The organism is Mesorhizobium sp. M0045 (assembly GCF_040323385.1).
Classification (GTDB): domain Bacteria; phylum Pseudomonadota; class Alphaproteobacteria; order Rhizobiales; family Rhizobiaceae; genus Mesorhizobium.
The window spans coordinates 83,862-103,899 of sequence record NZ_JAMYUY010000005.1; the positions used below are offsets into that span (position 1 = coordinate 83,862).

The 20,038-nt window shown below is 63.0% G+C and carries 21 protein-coding genes; 3 read left to right on the plus strand and 18 right to left on the minus strand.

The window, feature by feature from the left end; translation table 11 throughout:
- Position 1 precedes the first annotated feature (1 nt).
- The 5 genes from NKJ72_RS09850 to NKJ72_RS09870 form a co-directional block, all read right to left on the minus strand.
- Positions 2–679 carry an isochorismatase family protein gene (locus NKJ72_RS09850; RefSeq protein WP_352476856.1) on the minus strand — a complete coding sequence of 226 codons (678 nt, stop codon included), beginning with the start codon at positions 677–679 and terminating at the stop codon, positions 2–4.
- Positions 680–699: 20 nt separating this feature from the next.
- On the minus strand, positions 700–2,004 hold the full coding sequence (locus tag NKJ72_RS09855; protein ID WP_352476857.1) for a M24 family metallopeptidase: 1,305 nt from the start codon (positions 2,002–2,004) through the stop codon (positions 700–702).
- A 292-nt stretch (positions 2,005–2,296) separates the two neighbouring features.
- Positions 2,297–3,274, minus strand: a complete 978-nt coding sequence (locus NKJ72_RS09860) for a GlxA family transcriptional regulator (RefSeq protein ID WP_352476858.1) — start codon at positions 3,272–3,274, stop codon at positions 2,297–2,299.
- Between the two features lie 325 nt (positions 3,275–3,599).
- On the minus strand, positions 3,600–4,781 hold the full coding sequence (locus tag NKJ72_RS09865; protein WP_352476859.1) for a cystathionine gamma-synthase: 1,182 nt from the start codon (positions 4,779–4,781) through the stop codon (positions 3,600–3,602).
- A complete protein-coding gene (locus NKJ72_RS09870) occupies positions 4,778–6,202 on the minus strand; it encodes a pyridoxal-phosphate dependent enzyme (RefSeq protein WP_352476860.1) in 1,425 nt (474 codons plus the stop codon). Before NKJ72_RS09870 ends, NKJ72_RS09865 begins: the two co-directional genes overlap by 4 nt.
- 119 nt (positions 6,203–6,321) lie before the next feature.
- Between NKJ72_RS09870 and NKJ72_RS09875 the strand changes: the two genes are divergently transcribed.
- Entirely contained in the window at positions 6,322–6,492 is a 171-nt protein-coding gene (locus tag NKJ72_RS09875; protein ID WP_352476861.1) for a hypothetical protein, read from the plus strand.
- 28 nt (positions 6,493–6,520) lie between these two features.
- Here NKJ72_RS09875 and NKJ72_RS09880 read toward each other — a convergent pair whose 3' ends face one another.
- The 5 genes from NKJ72_RS09880 to NKJ72_RS09900 form a co-directional block, all read right to left on the minus strand.
- Positions 6,521–6,727: a winged helix-turn-helix transcriptional regulator gene (locus tag NKJ72_RS09880; protein WP_352476862.1), complete on the minus strand. Its 207-nt coding sequence runs from the start codon at positions 6,725–6,727 to the stop codon at positions 6,521–6,523.
- A gap of 324 nt (positions 6,728–7,051) precedes the next feature.
- Positions 7,052–8,398: an FAD/NAD(P)-binding protein gene (locus NKJ72_RS09885; protein ID WP_352476863.1), complete on the minus strand. Its 1,347-nt coding sequence runs from the start codon at positions 8,396–8,398 to the stop codon at positions 7,052–7,054.
- 49 nt (positions 8,399–8,447) lie between these two features.
- Entirely contained in the window at positions 8,448–8,900 is a 453-nt protein-coding gene (locus NKJ72_RS09890) for an RrF2 family transcriptional regulator (RefSeq protein WP_352476864.1), read from the minus strand.
- A 147-nt stretch (positions 8,901–9,047) separates the two neighbouring features.
- On the minus strand, positions 9,048–9,239 hold the full coding sequence (locus NKJ72_RS09895; protein ID WP_352476865.1) for a hypothetical protein: 192 nt from the start codon (positions 9,237–9,239) through the stop codon (positions 9,048–9,050).
- A gap of 18 nt (positions 9,240–9,257) precedes the next feature.
- Positions 9,258–10,058: a helix-turn-helix domain-containing protein gene (locus NKJ72_RS09900; protein WP_352476866.1), complete on the minus strand. Its 801-nt coding sequence runs from the start codon at positions 10,056–10,058 to the stop codon at positions 9,258–9,260.
- Positions 10,059–10,173: 115 nt separating this feature from the next.
- On the opposite strand from NKJ72_RS09900, the gene NKJ72_RS09905 reads away from it, so the two are divergent.
- On the plus strand, positions 10,174–11,034 hold the full coding sequence (locus NKJ72_RS09905; RefSeq protein WP_352476867.1) for an SMP-30/gluconolactonase/LRE family protein: 861 nt from the start codon (positions 10,174–10,176) through the stop codon (positions 11,032–11,034).
- A gap of 16 nt (positions 11,035–11,050) precedes the next feature.
- Here NKJ72_RS09905 and NKJ72_RS09910 read toward each other — a convergent pair whose 3' ends face one another.
- The 4 genes from NKJ72_RS09910 to NKJ72_RS09925 form a co-directional block, all read right to left on the minus strand.
- Positions 11,051–12,763, minus strand: coding sequence for a SulP family inorganic anion transporter (locus NKJ72_RS09910; protein WP_352476868.1), 1,713 nt, complete (start codon positions 12,761–12,763; stop codon positions 11,051–11,053).
- Positions 12,764–12,943: 180 nt separating this feature from the next.
- On the minus strand, positions 12,944–13,213 hold the full coding sequence (locus tag NKJ72_RS09915; RefSeq protein WP_292656925.1) for a helix-turn-helix domain-containing protein: 270 nt from the start codon (positions 13,211–13,213) through the stop codon (positions 12,944–12,946).
- Between the two features lie 314 nt (positions 13,214–13,527).
- On the minus strand, positions 13,528–14,229 hold the full coding sequence (locus NKJ72_RS09920) for a phosphatase PAP2 family protein (protein WP_352476869.1): 702 nt from the start codon (positions 14,227–14,229) through the stop codon (positions 13,528–13,530).
- A gap of 14 nt (positions 14,230–14,243) precedes the next feature.
- Positions 14,244–14,582, minus strand: a complete 339-nt coding sequence (locus tag NKJ72_RS09925) for a hypothetical protein (protein ID WP_023679017.1) — start codon at positions 14,580–14,582, stop codon at positions 14,244–14,246.
- A gap of 202 nt (positions 14,583–14,784) precedes the next feature.
- Here NKJ72_RS09925 and NKJ72_RS09930 point away from each other — a divergent pair, with 202 nt between their 5' ends.
- A complete protein-coding gene (locus tag NKJ72_RS09930) occupies positions 14,785–16,791 on the plus strand; it encodes a PhoX family protein (RefSeq protein WP_352476870.1) in 2,007 nt (668 codons plus the stop codon).
- Between the two features lie 103 nt (positions 16,792–16,894).
- Here the strand turns inward: NKJ72_RS09930 and NKJ72_RS09935 are convergent, their stop codons facing one another.
- The 4 genes from NKJ72_RS09935 to NKJ72_RS09950 form a co-directional block, all read right to left on the minus strand.
- Positions 16,895–17,575, minus strand: a complete 681-nt coding sequence (locus NKJ72_RS09935) for a GNAT family N-acetyltransferase (protein ID WP_352476871.1) — start codon at positions 17,573–17,575, stop codon at positions 16,895–16,897.
- Positions 17,575–18,063 (minus strand): MarR family winged helix-turn-helix transcriptional regulator, encoded by a 489-nt coding sequence (locus tag NKJ72_RS09940; RefSeq protein WP_352477093.1) that lies wholly within the window; start codon positions 18,061–18,063, stop codon positions 17,575–17,577. Before NKJ72_RS09940 ends, NKJ72_RS09935 begins: the two co-directional genes overlap by 1 nt.
- A 135-nt stretch (positions 18,064–18,198) precedes the next feature.
- Positions 18,199–18,960: an ABC transporter permease gene (locus tag NKJ72_RS09945; RefSeq protein ID WP_352477094.1), complete on the minus strand. Its 762-nt coding sequence runs from the start codon at positions 18,958–18,960 to the stop codon at positions 18,199–18,201.
- Between the two features lie 14 nt (positions 18,961–18,974).
- On the minus strand, positions 18,975–19,901 hold the full coding sequence (locus NKJ72_RS09950) for an ABC transporter ATP-binding protein (protein WP_352476872.1): 927 nt from the start codon (positions 19,899–19,901) through the stop codon (positions 18,975–18,977).
- Positions 19,902–20,038: the final 137 nt, after the last annotated feature.

Sequence of the window (20,038 nt, forward strand, 5' to 3'; positions counted from 1 at the left end):
CTCAGAGCTCGGCGTAGAGCCGGGCGGCGTTTTCGTAGCTGAAACGCAGCGGCACCGAGCCCTCGACCTGCCAGGCATCGACCGTCTCGCCGGCCAGCAGCCGGCAGGCGGCCTCGGTGGTGGTGACGGCACCGCCATAGAGCCGGTTGGCGAGGTTGAGGATGGCCGTCTGGTGCATCGCCGTGCTGCCGCTGCCGCAGGCATCCTTGACCAGCAGCACGCGAAACCCGAGCGCCACCGCATCTTTGACGGTGGCATCGATGCAGGCCTCGGTCCAGACGCCGGCAACGACCAGCCATTCGATGCCGTCGGCCTTGAGCCGCCCGGCGGCAGGCCCTCCACCAAAGGCGCTGGCCTGCGTCTTGACCATCATCGTCTCGCCGGCTGCAGGCGCCACTTCCGGACAGATCGCCGTCAGCGGATCGTCCTTGTCGGAAAAGGCCGACTTGCCGTTGGTCTCGACCGGGTGGAACGACCGTGCTGTGGCGACATCGACGACATAGGCCCAGTGATACAACGGCACATGATTGGCCCGTGCCGCTGCCTGCAGGCGCTGTACGTTGGCGAGGATATCGCCATAGCCTTCGACCAGATAGCGCTTGTCCCGCCGATGCTCCTCCTGGAGATCGATGAACACCGCCGCCGCCTTGCCGGACTTGATCGAGATCGGGCTTTTCATGCAAAACTGCCTGTCAGCACTCAAACTTGCCTGTCAAGGAACTCGTCCTCATAAGGGAACCGCGACAGAAGCTCGGTGCCGGTCTCGGTGATCAGGATCTCGTCCTCCAGCTTGACGCCCTCGCGACCGCCCTTCTCGCCGATATAGCTCTCGACGCTGACCACCATGCCGGGCACGATGACCCCGTCGCGGCCATAGGTCTCGTAGTCCATGGCATGCGCGATGAACGGCGTCTCGCCATGCATGCCGACGCCGTGCATGACCGAGGTGTAGCGCTGGTCGACGAAGCGGTCAGGAATTTTCCAGGCCTTTTCGGCAATCTCGCGAAACGCCATGCCCGGCTTGACGACCCCGATATTGTGCTGAACCTGGTCGTGCGCCATCTTGTAGAGCGACTTCTGGTAATCCGTCGGCCTGCCCGGGCCGCAGCGGAAGGTGCGCGAGAAGTCCGAATAATAGCCGTAGCAGCCGATCGTGTCGGTATCGAGCGCCAAGAGCTCGCCCGGCCTGATCTTGCGGCCGCTCGCTTCGTTGAACCAAGGATTGGTGCGCTGGCCCGAGGTCAGCAAACGGGTTTCGATGAACTCGCCGCCTTGGCGGATCACCTCGCCATACATGATGGCGAACAGCTCGTTTTCGGAAACGCCGGGCTTGATCGCCTCGCGCACGGCATAGACGGCGGCCTCGGCGCCGGCCATCGACACCTGCAGGCATTTTACTTCCTCGGGTGTCTTGACCGCACGCACCGCCAAAATCTCGCCCTGGCAATCGCGGACGTCGCAGCCGCGCTTTTCGAGCGCCAGCGCCTGCAGATGGCTGCAGCGGTCGAGGCCGAGCTTCATCGAGCCGCCGCCATGCGCCTTGAGCAAATCGGCGATCTCGTCGGCGAAGGGACCCGCGGTTTCGTCGTCGCGGCCCGACACTGAAGACCATACCAGCTTGGACGGACGCGCCTCGTCGATCGTGTCGAGCACCATCGAGACATGGTAGCTCTGCGGATATTCGAACAGCACGATCGGCCCTTCGGTGGGGATGAAGAAGTAGCGCGTCGAGTTGCGCAGGAAATAGCCGAACATGTTGCGCGAACCGGTGGCGTAACGCTGGTTGTAGGGGTCGAACAGGACGACGCCGCCATAGCCGGCCTCGCGCATCCAGGCACGCAGCCTGGCAAGGCGCCCCTTGCGCAGCGCGTCGGCGTCGATGAAGGACGGCTCGGTATCGGACAGCCACATGCCGCCGGCCGGATCGGCCGCCGCCGGATGGCGCATGCGATCCTTGAAATCGACGTCCTCGGTGCTGTCGGGGTCAAAAACGACAATGCTCATAGGTGCCTCCTGGAAGCGGCGACGATGAGCCATGCGTTGCGCAGAGGCTGTGCGGAATCCCGCGAATGTCGTGCGAGATACCGCTAGAAGCCGTGCTTAGCGCTCTAGGGCGCCCCCCTCTGCCCTGCCGGGCATCTCCCCCTCAAGTGGGGAGATCGGACGTCACTTCGGCTTTCGCCAATCACCAACGGAGCAAAACGAGCTGAACAGTGAAGCTGCCAATCTCCCCCCTTGAGGGGGAGATGTCCGGCAGGACAGAGGGGGGCGCTGTCCCGCCGACGTCTCGCAGCCCCTAATGCCTCCGCATCACCTTCGGCGCATGCCCATGCTCTTCCCGAAACGCGCGGGCAAAGCTCGACATCGAGGCAAAGCCGCAGGCGAGCGCCACGTCGCGCACCATCAGCGTCGAATGGGCCAAAAGATCGGCGGCACGCTTCAGCCGCAGCCGGCGGTAGTAGCCGTTGGGCGAAATGCTGAGCTCGGAGCGAAAATTGCGTTCGAGCTTGTCGGAGGAGACGCCAAGCCTATTCGCCAACTCCGCCATGCCGAGCCGTTCCTCCACTGCATCCTCCATGATGGCGATGGCCGACAGCACCAGTTCGTTCTGCACGCCGGTGCGTAAGCGCAGCGGCATCAGCTTGCGGTCGACACTGGAGCGCAGGGGGCTGTGCACGAACCATTCGGCGACGCCGGCCGCGAGTTCGGCGCCATAGTCTGACGTGATGATCTCCAGCATCATGTCGAGGCTGCCGATGCCTCCGGCCGAGGTGAAGCGCTTGCGGTCGATGACATAGAGATCGCGCCTCAGCTCGATGTCGGGAAAGGCCTCGGTGAAGGGCGCCTGGCTGGTCCAGTGCAAGGTGCAGGCATGGCCGTCGAGCAGGCCTGCGCGGGCAAGGAAGAACGCCGCATCCGCCACAGCACCGATATGGGCGCCACCGCGCAGGCTCTTGCGGATCCAGTTCACGGCATCGTATGCGACGAGATGATCGGCATCGCCGCCCGAGCAGACGACGATGCGATCGACCTTCGGCGCGTCATGGGCGGAAAAACCGGGCTGGATGACGATGCCGTTCGAGGCCTCCACCGGGCCTTCGGCGGCGCCGACGATGATCCAGCGATAACAGTCCCGCTTGGCCAGCACGTTGGCGGCGCGGAGCGGCTCGATGACCGAACTGAACGCCATCATCGGAAAGCCGGGGAAGACCAGGATAGCGAAGGTAAGCGGGGTATCGCTTGCCGTCGGTTGGTTGCGTTGTCGGTTGTTCATAGCTTCCGGAGCCAGGCCGCAAGTGGATCAGGAAGCTACAATTCTGCCAGATGGCGCCAAGGTCAACGGAATAGAATGTAAGACACATGGATATGGATGCAGAACAAGCGCCGCTCGTTGGCGATCCTTCACGCCCCCCTCTGTCCTGCCGGACATCTCCCCCTCGAGGGGGGAGATTGGCAGCTTCGCCGTCCCGTCCGTGTTCCAGCGTTGGAGGTTGGCGAAAGCGCAAGATGACGGCCAATCTCACCCCTCGTGGCCGAGATGCCCGGTAGGGCAGCGGGGCACTGTCCGCCGACGTCTCGCAAGGTTCTTGCTGCCGGGCTCAACTCGCCAGCGCCTGATCCAGATCCGCAATCAAATCATCACCGTCCTCGATCCCGGCCGACAACCGCACCAGCGAATCCGAAATCCCGATCTCGGCGCGTTTTTTCGCCGGGATCGAGCCATGCGTCATCAGCGCCGGGTGCTCGATCAGGCTTTCGACGCCGCCAAGGCTTTCGGCCAGCGTGAACAGTTGCGTGTGTTCGAGGAAACGCTTGGTGCCGGCGAGGTCGCGGTCGAGCTCGACGGTGATCATACCGCCGAAGGCATGCATCTGCCGCCTGGCGATGGCGTGTTGCGGATGGCTGGGCAGGCCGGGATAGATGACACGACGGATGTCGGGGCGGCTTTCCAGCCAGTGCGCGATCTTCTGGCCGTTGGACGAATGGCGCTCCATCCTGAGCGCCAGCGTCTTCAAGCCGCGCAGCGCCAGGAAACTGTCGAACGGCCCGGAAATGGCGCCGATGGCGTTCTGCAGGAATTTCAGCCGCTCAGTGAGATCCTTGTTGTCGCCGACCACGGCGACGCCGCCGACCATATCGGAATGGCCGTTGAGGTATTTCGTCGTCGAATGCACTGATATGTCGATGCCGAGCTCCAGCGGCCGCTGCAGATAGGGGCTGCAGAAGGTGTTGTCGGCGACCGAAAGCACGCCTTTGCGCCTGGCCAGAGCCGCGACGGCTTCCAGATCGACGACGCGCAGCAGCGGATTGGTCGGCGTCTCGACCCAGAGCAGCTTGGTCTCAGGGCGGATCGCCGCTTCGACCGCGGCAAGATCGGTGAAGTCCACGAAGTCGACCTGCAAATTGGCCGAGCGCTTGCGCACCCGCTCGAGCAATCGGAACGTGCCGCCATAGATGTCGTCGGTGGCGACGATATGCGCGCCTGAATCGAGCAGTTCAAACACCGTGGCGATCGCCGCCAGCCCCGAAGCGAAGGCGAAAGCGGCTGTGCCGCTTTCGAGGTCGGCCACAGCGCGTTCGAAGGCAAAGCGGGTCGGGTTCTGGCTGCGGGCATATTCAAAGCCCTTGTGCACGCCCGGGCTCTGCTGGCCATAGGTCGAGGTGGCGTAGATCGGTACCATCACCGCGCCCGTCGTCGGGTCGTGGCTCTGGCCGCCATGGATGGTGCGGGTCGAGAAGGCGAGGCGGTTTTTGCCCGATACAGTGGCTTTTATGGTCATCGGGCGCGCCTCAGATGGTTGATCAAGTCGATGCGGGTTATCAGGCCAATAAATTCGTCGCCGTCGAAGACGATGGCGACCTCGTTGCGGTCGAACACCGGCAGCAGCGCATCCAGCGTCTGGCTGGCCTGCAGCGTGTGCAGATTGGTGGTCATCGCCGTCCTAACCGGGGCCTTGAAGCGGTCCCAGCGGCTGTCATAGGGGCCTTCGACTTTGGCCAGGATATCGCTTTCGTCGATGATGCCGACGAGCTTGCCCTCGTCCAGCACCGGCAGTTGCGAGACATCCGAGCGGCGCATGCGGCCATAGGCGTTGAGCAGGCTTTCGTCGGGGCCGACGGACACGACATCGCCGGTGCGGAGCGTGCGCATCACCAGGTCGCGCAGGTCGCCATGCTGCTCCTGCTCGGCAAGGCCCTGCTCGGCCAGCCAGAAGTCATCGAAGACTTTCGACAGGTATTTGTTGCCGCTGTCGCAGACGAAGGTGACGACGCGCTTCGGCACGGTCTGCTCGCGGCAATAGCGGAGTGCTGCCGAAAGCAGCGTGCCCGACGACGAGCCGGCGAGAATGCCTTCCTTCGAAAGCAGGTCGCGCACCGCAAGCATGCTCTGCTTGTCGGGGATGGAATAGGCCTTCCTGACCAGCGACAGATCGGCATTGGGCGGCACGAAATCCTCGCCGATGCCTTCGACGGTCCAGCTTCCGGCCTCTACCATCTTGCCGGTCTTGATCAGCGGCGCCAGCACCGAGCCGACCGGATCGGCGAGCACCATTTCGGTCTTCGGCGAGACTTTCGCAAAATAGCGGCCGAGCCCGGTCAGCGTGCCGCCGGAGCCGACGCCGACGACCACCGCATCGACATCGCCTTCGAGCTGCTGAAATATCTCCGGCCCGGTCGTGGTCTCGTGGGCATGCGGATTGGCCGGGTTGGCAAACTGGTTGGCATAGAAGGCGCCGGGCAACTCGGCGGCGATCTTTTCGGCCATGTCCTGATAATATTCGGCATGGCCCTTGCCGACATCGGAACGCGTCATGCGCACTTCAGCGCCGAGCGCCCGCAGATGCTGGATCTTTTCGCGCGACATCTTGTCAGGCACGACAAGGATGATGTGGTAGCCCTTGGGGATGCCGACCTGGGCGAGACCAAGACCGGTGTTGCCGGCGGTCGCCTCGACGATCGTCCCGCCGCGTTTCAGTTTGCCCTGTTTTTCGGCGGCGGCAATCATCGACAGCGCGATGCGGTCCTTGATCGAGCCGCCGGGATTCTGGCTTTCGAGCTTGATGAACAGCCGGCACTTGCCGATGTCGAATTTGGTCAGCTCGACGACCGGCGTCTGCCCGATCAGGTCGAGAACCGAGGCATAGGGCGGGCGCAGGCGGGACGACGCATCGTCCTGTGCCACGATCTTGTGCTTGCTCATGTCAGATGCTCCGTTGCCAGAATGAGCAACCGCCCTGGAAGACGGCAACCTACCGTCTTTTCCAGCCGTTTGCAGTTGGAAAGAAGATAGATCGTGCCAATCCGGCCGCCAGCAGGGGAATGGAATTTCGCGAAAGCTTCGCCGGCTCCAGGCAAGGCAAAGATTTGCAGAACCTGCTTAGGGTTCAGGCGATCGCGGCCTGGGCTTCGATCTCGATCAGAAAATCCGGATTGCCGAGGCCGGCGACGCGCAGCACCTTGATGATCGGCGGCGCGCCACGGTTTGCCTAGAAGGCCATCCAGGCGCCGAAGGCCGGCCCTATATCCAGGTCGCCGGCGATATAGACCGAGAGGCTGACGAGGTCTTCAGCATCTTGTCGGAAAGCGAAGGGATCAGCCGGCGCAGTTCGGAATAGCGCATCGGCTGTTCCTTGATGCGCGCCAGGATCACCGTCTTCCATTTGCCGCCGAGCGCGTCGAGCGCGAACTCGACCGGACAGCCGTAGAGTCGTCCGCGTTGGGTCATGCGCCATGGTGGGCAAGGCACGGTGACGACGAAAGCAGAATTTGCCCGGCCATCTGGCCAGGGTCGCGGCTTACGGCCTCGCCGACTACAAAATCCATGGAGGAGACCGAAGACGGGCGTACGCGACACCAATCCGGTCAATGCGAGACGGCCGAACTTGGCGTCATCGCTTAGCTCTCGACCACCACGGGCTGGCTGGTCGGCTCTGGTGGAGCGAGCTCCCGCACCCCTGGTTCGCCTTCAGCGAACGCGGCTATGCCGTCGAGATCTTTTCACCCAACGGCGGCGGTCTTGCATCCGAAGTGCGTCTAGACAAAGAGGTCCTCATGCGAGCAAGCGCTTGCTCAGCCGCGCGCACTGCACGCGAATATCGGGAATGGCGTCGATTTCGAAGAAGGTGCCGCGCGTCAGTGGCCCGACGGCGAGGATCTTGGCGGATACCGTGCCGTCGCCGGCGATGACCTCGCAGTTCGCGGTCACGTCGAGGCCGAGGCGCAGCGGATCCGGCCGTGCCAGTCCACGCTCGACCAGCGACCGTACCACGCTGTTCGAGGTGGTCGAGATGTCCCTGGCGATGCCGGTGCAATCATAGATGCGGGTGACGTCGAACCTTTCGAGCTGCTGCGTGTGGCGCGACTGGACCTGTACCCTGAAGCCGTCGCCCGCGGCGATCTCGACGACGCGCCCGGCGACAAGGCGGATGCGGCCCGCTTGCACCGCCTCGGCAACGCGGGTGTAGACTTCCGGCGCCATGCGATGGCGGTGGATGTCCCACCAGGCCTTGGTGTGCTCGACGAAGCGGCGCTTGGCCGAAGACGGCCAGTTCTGCCAGATCTTCTGGTTGAAGGGTCTCAGACCGTCGACGACGTCGCGCCAGTCGATACCGGCCTTCTGGTTTTCCCGGATCAGGTCGCGGAACCAGCCGACGAAATAGGAAAGCTGGGTGCCGAGCGGAATGTCGGCGACGTCGAGCTTGATCGGATTGCCCTTGCGATGCGGCGAAGGCAGCAGGCCGCGCCGCGACACCGCGACGATCGCGCCGCGGTGGCCGCGCTGCTCGAGCGACAGGAAGGCATCGACCATGCTCAACCCGGTGCCCAGGACCAGGACTTGGGCTTCGGGGTCGAGCGCAGTGTCCGCCTCGGATCCCATCCTGATCGCATGCCCCTGCCCCGCCCCCGGCTCTTCGTCATGCCCGGTGGCGAGCACGGCAAGATGCGCAACCACGCTGGTGCCGTTGGCCAGCGCCACCTCGACGCCGGAGGCGGTCGGCGAGATCGACAGGCTCTCCTCGCGGATCAGGCGCAGCCGGCCCGTCTGCTGCTCACGCGCCTCGAGCTCGTCGAGCAGCTCCTTGAGATAGCGGGCGTAGACGCTGCGCGGCGCATAGACTGGCGCCTGTTCCGGCGTCGCTATGCCGCGTTCAAGCAGCCAGCGCGAGAAATTGCCGGGATCGTCGGCATAGGCGCTCATGCCCGACGCGCTGACATTCAGCACATGCGCCGACAGCAGCGTTGAATAGGCCATGCCTTGCCCAAAATGCGGGCGTTTTTCGATCAGGCTGACGCGGAGATCGGGATTGGGCGACTTCAGCAGATGCGCCGCAAGCACGACGCCGCTGGCGCCGCCGCCGACAATGATGATCGAATTTGGCGTGGCGTGCCCGGTCATACGCACACCAGCTGTCCTGGCGATCGTCGCCGGCTCAGGAGAGATTGGTTCAGGCCTGGATTTTCAACGCCGCCGAAAAGTCTTCGTCGCCGACGATATCGCGCATTTCGGCGAGGCTGCGCTGATCCAGCACCTCGGCGATGGCCTGCCGGACCTCCAGCATCAGGTGTCGGACTTGGCATGTCGCCTCGTTGCAGTCTTCGCAGCGCTGATACTGGGTGCGGCTGGCGCAAGGAATGGGGGCAAGCGGCCCGTCGAGCACGCGCACGACGTGGCCGACCTTGATCTCGTCCGCCGGGCGCGCCAGCCGATAGCCGCCGTCCTTGCCCTTGCGGCTCTGGACGAACCCCGCATTGCGCAATTCGCCAAGAATGGCATCAAGGAACTTCTTTGGAATATTGTTTCCTGTAGCAATGTCGTTGACGAAGGCGAGCTGTCCAACCGGCAGGCGCGCCAGATGGACGAGCGCCTTGAGGCCGTACTTACCTTTTTTCGTGAGCATAACCCGAACGTTTCTCTGTCATGCGATGGCGCAAGGCCACCGGTTGCGAAACGCCTGGCGTGCCTCCCCGCCGCGTCCAAGCTGTCACTACAGATAAATTCTAGTGACATGATATACAAGCCGAGAAACGTTGATTTTGCTTCGTTTTCAAGCCGCAATGGCCATTCTGGTCGGGGCTTGCGCCCTTGCGAGCACAGGAGCCGCCGCGAATGGCACACCGGCAACCTGGCCGGCGGCAGGAATGTCCCGATCGGCGAGAATGCCGACGGCCGCTTCTGCCCCTGAATTTGAAGGCCAAAGCATGCCGCGCACGGCAACAAGGAGGGTGGCGTCAATCATCGTCCTCTCCAATCCTTGTTAGGCCGGCAGCGGCGGTCGTGCCTTTGCGGCGGCCCGGCCGGGTGTCCGCGCGCCTGCGTCGCGCGGATGCGGCCCGATCGGCATGATCACGGGGAACGGCGTTGCGCCGAAAGCGAAGGTCCATTTGTAGCCGATCAACCCGTCTTCCGGCGTCGTGTGCTGATCGTGATGCGCAAGCAATTTGGCGCGCTCGGCCAGTTCCTCCGCCTCCCGCCTGACCATTTCCGCCGTCTCGGGCCGCATCCGCCTGGAGAAGCTGACGAATGTCGCCTCGCGCTCCAGATGCGTGATGGCCCAGCCGATGAAGTTCTTGTTGGTCACCTCGAACAGTGGCCGCAATGGCCCGTCGAAATTCCACTGGATTGGCGTCTCGACCAGCAGCCTGGCCGACAGGCCGCGACCGAGCGCGACCAGCCCCAACTCCTCGAGGTCGCGCAGATAGAGGAACATCGAAGCCTCGCTCAACCCCTGTGAGCGCATGATGCCTTCGGGCGTAAATTTTTCCGAAAGCATGACGAAGATGAACAGCAGTGCCGGCCGGCCGGCGAGCTTGCGCTCGATCTCCGGCGCGATGTGGTTGGCAGGTCCTGGTCCTCTGTTCATAGAGCCGAGCACGTTCTCCAACTCCACGCCGGCGGCAGCGCAGATCTCCATCAGCCGGTCGAGCTTGCAGTTGCGCTCGTGGAAGATGCGCTTCACCGTCGGCTCGGAAACGCCCATTCGCTCGGCAAGGACGCGGTAGGTCACGCCCTTGGCCTTCAGCGTCCGCTTCAGCGCGTCGAAGATCAGGCCGTTCACGGGATGCACCTCTTTTGCACGATTTGGTATCAACCTTCGGTACTAGTCCCGATAGATCTTCCCGGAAAGTATCGAAAGGCCTAGCTCTCCGCCAGTCCATTACAGGAGACTAGCCATGAAAAGCCTCTTCACACCGATACTTCTCGCCATCTTCGGCATCGCGACTGCGCCGGCAATTCAGGCCGCTGAACTCTGGCGCGCCAGCGGCCTCGAGCAACCTGAATCGGCGCTCTTCGACGCCGCCGGCCAGCGCGTTATCGTCTCGAACATCGTCGGCAATCCCGGCGAAGCCGACGGCAACGGCTATCTGTCGGTTCTGTCGATGGACGGCAAGCTGGTCACACAACACTGGACCGACGGCATGGACGCGCCCAAGGGCATGGCGATTGCCGGCGGCAAACTCTACGTCGCCGACATCACCCATGTGCGCGTCGTCGATCTCCAAAGCGGCAAGCTAGCGTCGACGATCGACGTGCCGAACGCTGTCTTTCTCAACGACATGACCGCTGATGCATCCGGCAAGGTCTACGTCACGGATATGCTTGCCGATACGATCTATCGCATCGACGGCGACCGGCCCGAACTGTTCATCAAGGATGCGGCGCTCGCTTCGCCGAATGGCATCTTCGCCGATGGCGGCCGGCTGATCGTCGCTTCGTGGGGCAAGGGCATCAAGCCCGACTTCAGCACCGCGGAGCCGGGCGGCCTGCTCTCGGTCGATCTCGCCACCAAGGCCGTTTCGCCTCTGGCTGGCGCGGAAAACTTTGCCAACCTCGATGGCGTCGTTGGCATCGGCGGCAGCATCTACGCCACTGCCTATATGACCGGCACGCTCTACCGCTACAAAGCCGGCGGTACGCCGCAAGTGGTTGCGACGTTCAAGCCGGGCAGCGCCGATATCGGCACAGATGGCAAGTCGACAATCTTCGTGCCGCTGATGAACGAGGGCGAGGTCTCAGCGTTGGGCCTCGACTAAGCCGGCAGTTGCCAGCTCAGGCGGCGGGCGCGGCTTTCTTCAGCTGCGCCCGCGCATCCGTGATCGATGCGGCATAAGTCACCAGCGGCCGCTTGACACCGTGGTTGATCAGCATGCGGCGTGTCTGCGGTGAAGCGCCTGAGATAATAAAGCGAACGCCGGCGCGCTTGGCCTTGTGGGCCGCGCCCTCGATGACATTGGCCGCCGTCGAATCGAAGAACGGCACCGCCGAACAGTCGAGGATGAAGTTCTTGCGCTGGTCGGCGATGCGGTCCAGCACCGTGCCGACGGTCGAGGCGGCGCCGAAGAAAAAGGCGCCCGATATCCGGTAGACGACGGTGTCGGCATCGCTCGCCTCGCTGGAATCATAAGCGCTGGCTCGGTCGGCGACGTCTTCCTGCACCAGGGATTGATGGTCCGCCTCCACCGCGATGCTCTTGGCCATGCGGTCGATGAACAGGATCGAGCCTAGCGCGAAGCCGACGACGATGCCTTCGGTCAGGTCGCGGAAGATGACGATCAGGAACGTCGCCATCAGTACCAGCGCATCGCCGCGCGAGGCGCGCAGCAAGGTGGCGAAGGCCTGTTTCTCGAACATGTTCCAGCACACCACCGCCAGCACGCCGGCAAGTGCTGCAAGCGGGATATAGCTGGCCAGCGGTGCCGCCACCAGCATCAGAGCAAGCAGGATGGCCGAGTGCATCATGCCTGAGACCGGTCCATGCGCGCCGGCCCGTACATTGGTCGCGGTGCGGGCAATGGTGCCAGTGGTACATATGCCGCCGAACAAGGCGGAGGCGATATTGGCGAAGCCTTGCGCCACCAACTCGCAATTGGAGCGATGCCGCCTTCCGGTCATGCCGTCGGCGACGACGGCCGACAGCAGCGATTCGATCGCCCCGAGCAGCGCAAAGGCGATAGCGTCCGGCAGCACGTCGATTATCCTGTCGAGGCTGAGCGGCGGGAAAGCCGGCCATTGCAGGCTGCGCGGGATGCCGCCGAAGCGCGTGCCGATCGTCTCGGCCGGCATGGCGAGCAATGCGACGACGAGGGATGCCAGTCCGATGGCAATCAGCATAGCCGGCCACTTCGGCCGAAACCGCCTCAACGTCGCAATGGTGATGATGGTCAGTGCCGCCACCGCGGTTGCGGCGAGGTTGATTGTTCCGGCCGCCTCGCCGATGGCCATCAGCTTCGGCACCAGCGGCCCTGGCTCCTTGCCGGCGAGCTTCAGCCCGAACAGTTCGACGATCTGGCCGGAGAAGATGATGACAGCGATGCCGGCGGTGAAGCCGACGGTCACCGGGTAGGGGATGAATTTGATGTAGGTGCCAAGTCTGAGATAGCCGATGGCAAGCAGGAACACGCCGGCCATCATCGTCGCCAGCAGTAAGCCGTCGACGCCAACCCGCGCCACCGTCGCCGCCACAAGCACAATGAAGGCGCCGGCCGGGCCGCCGATCTGGAAACGGCTGCCGCCAAGCGCCGAGACCAGGAAGCCGCCAATGATCGAGGTGTAGAGCCCGCGCTCCGGCGTCACGCCTGAAGCAATGGCAATTGCCATCGACAACGGCAGCGCAACGATGGCGACAGTCAGCCCGGCGATGGCATCCGCCTTGAAATGCGTGAGCGTGTAGCCCTCGCGCAGCACCGTCACCAGCTTCGGGGTGAACAGTTCGGAAAATGTCGGCCGCGCCGGTTGATGCACTGCCCGCTGCGTCTGATCCATCGAGTGCCTTCCGCATGAAACCAAGGAGCGGCGGGATCGTCGGCAGGACTGTCGGCGGTCGCCGTCGCGACTTGGAGCGGCGTGCGTCCAAATAGGCGCACAGATACGCCCCAACACTTTTGACCCGCGCATCGGACTATCCGAAAATCGAATTTGATTTTCGGCGATGCGGCAGTAGCGTCAGCCTTGCGGGTTCTGCGGCGTGACAGGCTTGAGGCGAACGCCCCTGCCGCCACGCTCGCTCGCCTGGTTCTCGCCGATCAGCTCGACCCCGGCCTCTTCAAGGGCCTGGATGACCTTCATCAGCGTATCGACCACGCCCCGGACCACGCCGTCGCTCGCTTCCATGCGCTGAATGGTTGGAAGCGAAACCCCGGCGCGCTCGGCGAGGGTCTTCTGATCGATGCCGGCCAGCGCCCTCGCGGCACGCATCTGCGCGGCAGTGATCATCGGTCAAAACCCCGTCTGAGTTCTGCAGTATCACGTATAATACCTTCATAATGATGGGTCAAACATCATCTTGCATATGTGAAACATGCAATAGTCTTTGCCAGCCGGTGCGCTGGCATGCTACAAACCTCGACATCGTTAGGCGGGACATCCATTGCGGTACCGATTTCACAAGTACGACCTTAAAAAGGATGAGCAGGTGAAGACATTCAAAGCGTTGGCGACCTCGACAGTCTTGCTGTCGATGGTTTTCCTGCTGGCAGGCTGCGGACATGGCCTGATCAACAGGCTGATTTGAAGTAGTCCGGCCGACGTCAGGTGCCGTCGGCCCGCCCTAGCCATCGCTGCAGCAATCGTGCCGCCAGCCAGCACAGCATCGCCCAGGCAAAGCCGGCGCACCAGCCGGCCAGCACGTCGGACGGCCAGTGGACGCCGAGATAAATGCGGCTGATGCCGACCACCACCGTCGTCAGCACCGCCAGCACGAGTACATAGATCTTCGTTGTACGCCCGGGCAAAAACCGTGCCGCCATGCTGCCCAGCGTCAAATACGTCACCGCCGACAGCATGGCGTGGCCGCTCGGAAACGAAAGCGATGCCACATCGGCGAGATGCGAGACCAGATCGGGGCGCGGCCGGTCGATATCGAATTTCAGCACGCTTGACAGGAGCTGGCCGCCCGCCACCGCGACGAACATGAGAAGCGCCGCGCCTGGCCTGCGGATAAGGAGCAGATAGACGATCATTGCTGCCGTGATCAGCACCAGCACGCTGGCGCTGCCAAGGCTGGTGACGTCGCGCATCGCTCCTTCCAGCCACGCCGGTCCGATCGGATTGTCGGGCTGGCCGGCCTTGCGGAAGGCAAGCAGGATTTCGGTGTCGAAGGCATGCGGCGTGGTCGCCCGCGCCAGCTCCATCAGTTCTTCGAACCCCCACAGCCCGCCGGCAATGACCAGCCCGGCCAGCAGAACCGGGAACTCCAGCCAGTTGCGCAGTCTGCTTGCAATCTTCTTCATCGGCCCGATCGCAGCTACAGCCTTTGCAGATAGGGCCCGAGCGTGATCAGCGCCACAGCTGCGATGGCAAGCACAATGCCGGTTGCCTGCAAGGCATTGACGCGCTCGCCGAAGAAGACCAGCGCCACCACATTCACCGACACCAGCTGGATCACCGCCGACAGGCTGAACGACACCGACATGCCGAATTCACGGATCAGCCTCAGCATGATCAGATTGCCCAGCGAATAGAGCGCCAACGTCAGCACGATCTTGCCGAGGCTCGGCGCCAGCCCCCACTGTTTTGCGGCCATCGCCGCCAGCAGGAAGATCACCGTCGAAACGCAGAGCTGCCCAAGTCCCCAGAAACTCACTTTTGTTCCTCCCGATGCGGTCCCTACGCGCCTGCCGCAGCTCTTGTTTCCGAAGCGCCGGTCGCGGTCAAGCGGGGCTGATGTTGGATACGAAATCGCAGGTGGCAATTAGCCGGCATGTCATCAAACTGTGACCTGCCGGTAATACCGGATTGGCCAAGCAACACGCTCCAGCAATCCATCCAGCCAGAGGCAGGCCCCCATGACTGAACAGCGCTCGACCGAACATCGCACCCCTGACGCCCATTTCCGCACCAGTCTGCTCGAGGAAAACGATGGGCCAGGAGCCAATCCCACCGACAACCGCACCATGGGTGAGATCATCGCCGCGCGGTTCTCGCGCCGCGGCTTCCTCAAGGGCTCGCTTGCCGTCTCGGCCATAGCCGCTACCGTCAGCCCGCTGGCGCTGATCGCCGCCGACAACGCCCGCGCCGCCGAAGGCTCCGCCTTCGCTTTCGACGAACTCGAGGCCGGCATCGACGACAAGCATCACGTCGCACCTGGCTATGACGCCGACGTGCTGCTGCGCTGGGGCGATCCGCTGTTCGCCGATTCGCCGGAATTCGATCCGACAAAACAGTCGGCGGAAGCCCAGGCCAGACAATTCGGCTACAACAACGACTATGTCGGTTATATCCCGATCGGCGGCTCGGCCGAGCACGGCCTGCTGGTCGTCAACCACGAATACACCAATCCGCATCTGATGTTCCCGGGCCTCGTCACCATCGTCGATGGCAAAGCCAAGCAGGCGCCCCTCAGCAAGGAGCAAGTCGATGTCGAGATGGCCGCGCATGGCGGCACCATTGTCGAGATCCGCAAAGAAGCCGGCAAATGGCAGGTCGTGCGCGACGGCAAGCTCAACCGCCGCATCACCTCCAATACCAAGATGGCACTGTCTGGCCCCGTCGCCGGCCACGACCGCGTCAAGACCAGCACCGACCCGAGCGGCACGAAGGTCATCGGCACCCTCAACAACTGCGCCGGCGGCGTCACGCCGTGGGGCACCTATGTCATGGCCGAGGAGAACATCCACGGCTATTTCTCGGGCGACCTGCCGCAGGGCCATAACGAGGCGGCCAATTACAAGCGCCTCGGCATTCCCGAAGGCGCCTATGAATGGGCGGCGCATCACGACCGTTTCGATATCGGCAAGGAGCCGAACGAGCCGAACCGCTTCGGCTGGATCGTCGAGGTCGACGTCCAGGATCCGACGTCGGTGCCGAGGAAGCGCACCGCCATGGGCCGCTTCAAGCATGAGGGCGCAGAATCGATCGTCGCCAAGGATGGCCGTGTCGTCTTCTACCTCGGCGACGACGAGCGTTTCGACTATGTCTATAAGTTCGTCACCACAGGCAAGTTCAATCCGGACGATCGCGCCGCCAACATGAATTTGCTCGACGACGGCACCTTGCATGTCGCCAAGTTCGCCGAGGACGGTTCGATCGAATGGCTGCCGATCGTCTTCGGCCAGGGGCCGCTGGGGGCGGAAAACGGCTTTGCCAGCCAGGCCGACGTGCTGATCGAGACGCGCCGTGCCGCCGACCTGCTTGGCGCCACCAAGATGGACCGCCCGGAAGACATCCAGCCCAATGCCGCCAATGGCAAGGTCTATGTCATGCTGACCAACAATTCGAAGCGCAAGGCCGACCAGGTCGACGCCGCCAATCCGCGCGCCGAAAACGCCTTTGGCCATATCATTGAGATCGTCGAGGATGGCGGTGATTTCGCTGCGACCAAGGGCAAGTGGGAAATCCTGCTGAAATGCGGCGATCCCGCCGTGGCCGAAATCGGCGCCACCTTCTCCACCGCAACCACTGCCAATGGCTGGTTCGGCATGCCGGACAATTGCGCGGTCGATTCGGCCGGCCGCCTCTGGGTTGCTACCGACGGCCAGGGCCCGAAGGCCACAGGCCGCACCGACGGCCTGTGGGCGGTCGACACGGAAGGCCCGGCGCGGGCGACCTCAAAGCTGTTTTTCCGTGTGCCGATCGGCGCCGAAATGTGTGGTCCCCTGTTTGCGCCGGACGACCAGACTGCTTTCGTTGCCGTCCAGCATCCAGGCGACGGTGGCGAGGACTGGGAGGCTTTTGGGCGTCCCTCCTATTATGAGGATTTGTCGACCCGCTGGCCTGACTTCAAGCCGGACATGCCGGTGCGCCCGGCGGTCGTTGCCATCACCAGGCAAGGCGGCGGCAAGATCGCGGTCTGAGACGCAGGAAGGCCTTGCAGTCTCGAGGAAGGATTTCGACCATACGAAATCCTTCCTTTCCTGATACGGGATGCATCCATGCTGCGCATCATGCGCCGACCAATCATTCGGTGCGCTGAACCACGGCCACATTCATTGTGCTTCGCAACCTGAAGCCAATGGACTCGTATAGTCTGATGGCCGTGGCGTTGCTGGCATAGGCGTGGAGATAGGGAACTTCGCCGCGCGCCATTATCCGGTTTGCCACGAACAGGGACAGCAGCTTGCCTAGGCCACCGCCGCGAAATTCCGGATGTGAGCACACCCCGCTGAGTTCGGTATAGCCAGGTTGCTTCATGCGCTCGCCGGCCATTGCCACAAGTCTGCCCTCGATTTTCACGCCCCAAAAATCGCCCAGGCTCAGGGCTTCGAGCGTGAATGGGCCAGGCTTGGTGAGCAATGCCAGGGCGAGCATCTCAGCCGCATCGTCTCGGGTCAGACGTTGCACACGTTGGTCAGACACGGTTTGCAACGGCCGCTCGGCAATCATTTGAACCCCGGCTGCGGTGGAAGTCGCAAAAAGCCCCGCGGGCAGAGCAATGGCGTCCGACTGAAGCAGGATGACACTCTCGCCCGCGGAGACAAGCTGTTCGAGCGCCCGCAGGCTTTCGGCGTCGTCGGCGCCAGTGGCGGCGAACGGAACGATCGACGGCCGATACCGCCTGGCGAGGTCATTACCTTGTGCGAACGCCCGATGTCGCGTCTGAAGCGCGCTCCAGATAGGGCGGTCGAGCAGGTGTCTCATTACGCCGCGGCCTCCGGATTTTTCACTCGACGGTCGAGAGGAGCCGCGGCTAGACCGTCCTCGATGGCGGTCAGCTGCTCAAGAAGCGGCCCCGAAAGATCCGCGCACAAATCCGCAACGGCGTTTTCGATGCGCGGCCAGACCTCGCGCTTTGCGACATCGACCAGCCGCCGGCCGTCCCGAGTGAGAGAGACAATCCTGCGCCGCTGGTCATCGGTCGACGGACTAACCTCGAGCAATCCCAATCCGGCCAGAAGCGAGACGCTTCGCGTTATACCTGGCTGCGCGATGCCAAGCGATTGCGCCAGTTCCCCGACAGGCAGCGGGCCCAGCCTGTCGAGCGCGGCCAGCAGTGGGTATTGGCTCGCCTGAACCGGAACATCCAGCCGGTCCAGCAGGCGCTGCGCCTCCGCTTGCAGTTGCTCGCCTATACGCTTCATCCTGCTGCCCAGGCACAAGAAGCCAAGCGATCGTATGACGTCTTCCATAAACCAATCCGCCTCGCGAAGAACCATAACATGATATATAACAAAACATGAAGATCAAGGGGTACTGTCGCAAGGGCTGCACTCAGCGCTGTTTCCGTTGACTGATAAGGCTGCTTTGCCTGGCAGGCCAGTCGATCAGTTGCGCAGCCGGTAGCCGGTCCTGAAGATCCAGGCGACGATTGCTATGCAGACGAGCAGGAAAACAACCGTCATGCCGAGGCTGACGCCGACCGAAACGTCGGATTTGCCGTAGAAGCTCCAGCGGAAGCCACTGACCAGGTAGACGACCGGGTTGAACAGCGTCACCGTGCGCCAGATGCCGGGCAGCATGTTGATCGAATAGAAGCTGCCGCCGAGAAAGGTCAGCGGCGTGATGATCAGCAGCGGCACCAGCTGCAGCTGCTCGAAGCTCTTCGCCCAGATGCCGATGATGAAGCCGAACAGGCTGAAGGTCACCGCCGTCAGCACCAGGAAGGCGAGCATCCAGAACGGATGCTCGATGTGAAGCGGCACGAACAGCGAGGCCGTCGCCAGGATGATCAGGCCAAGCACGATCGACTTTGTCGCCGCACCCCCGACATAGGCGATGACGATCTCCAGATAGGACACAGGCGCCGACAGCAATTCGTAGATCGAGCCGACGAATTTCGGAAAATAGATGGCGAAAGAAGCGTTGGAGATCGACTGCGTCAGCAGCGACAGCATGATCAGCCCCGGCACGATGAAGGCGCCGTAGCTGATGCCGTCGATCTCGGTGATGCGCGAGCCGATGGCCGAGCCGAAAACGACGAAATAGAGCGACGTGGAAATGACCGGCGAAACAATGCTCTGCAGCACCGTGCGAAGGGCGCGCGCGATCTCCACCCGATAGATCGCCCATACCGCATGAAGATTCATGACCGCGCGCGGGTTCATGCCGGTTTCCTCACCAGATTGACGAAGATCTCCTCAAGCGAGCTGTTTTCCGTATCGATGTCGCGGAACTGGATGCCGGCCGCCTCGAGCTCGCGGATCAACGAGGCGACGCCCGGCCGTTCGCTCTGGTTGTCATAAGTATAGGTCAGCTGCCCGCCATCCGGCGAAAGCTCCAGCGCGTAGCGCGAAAAGGCGTCGGGAACGGTGGCCAGGGGACTGCGCAGTTCCAGCACAAGCCGCTTGCGGCCGAGCTTGCGCATCAGCTCGGCCTTGTCCTCGACCAGCACGATCTCGCCGCGGTTAATGACGCCGACGCGGTCGGCCATCGCCTCCGCTTCTTCGATGTAGTGCGTGGTCAGGATGATGGTGACGCCGTCTTCGCGCAGCCTGCGCACCATCGCCCACATGTCCTGGCGCAGCTCGACATCGACGCCTGCCGTCGGTTCGTCGAGGAACAGGATGCGCGGCTCGTGCGACAACGCCTTGGCAATCATCAGCCGGCGCTTCATGCCGCCGGATAGCGTGATCGCCTTGGCGTCCTTCTTGTCCCAGAGCGACAGGTCGCGCAGCACCTTTTCGATGAACGCCTTGTCCGCCGGCTTGCCGAACAGGCCGCGGCTGTAATTGACCGTCGCCCACACGCTCTCGAAGGCGTCGATGGTCAGCTCCTGCGGCACCAGCCCGATCAGACTGCGCGCCGCGCGGTAGTCGCGGTTGATGTCATGGCCGTCGACGGTGACGGAACCCGACGAGCGGTTGACGATGCCGCAGACGATCGAGATCAGCGTCGTCTTGCCGGCGCCGTTCGGCCCGAGCAGCGCAAAGATCTCGCCGCGCACTATATCGAGATTGATCTCCTTCAGCGCCTTGAAGCCGGTGGCGTAGGTCTTGGTGACCCCGGAAATCGAGATGATCGGCTGCATGGCTGAAAACGGCTGCTTGAAACAGAGTTGTTGATTTAATCCGCTGAATGTCGGTTCGCAAACCCGGATGTCAATGCCGCTCCTGACAGTTCTGGACATCGAGGTTCGCCGGAATAGGCGACACCTGCCCGATCGTC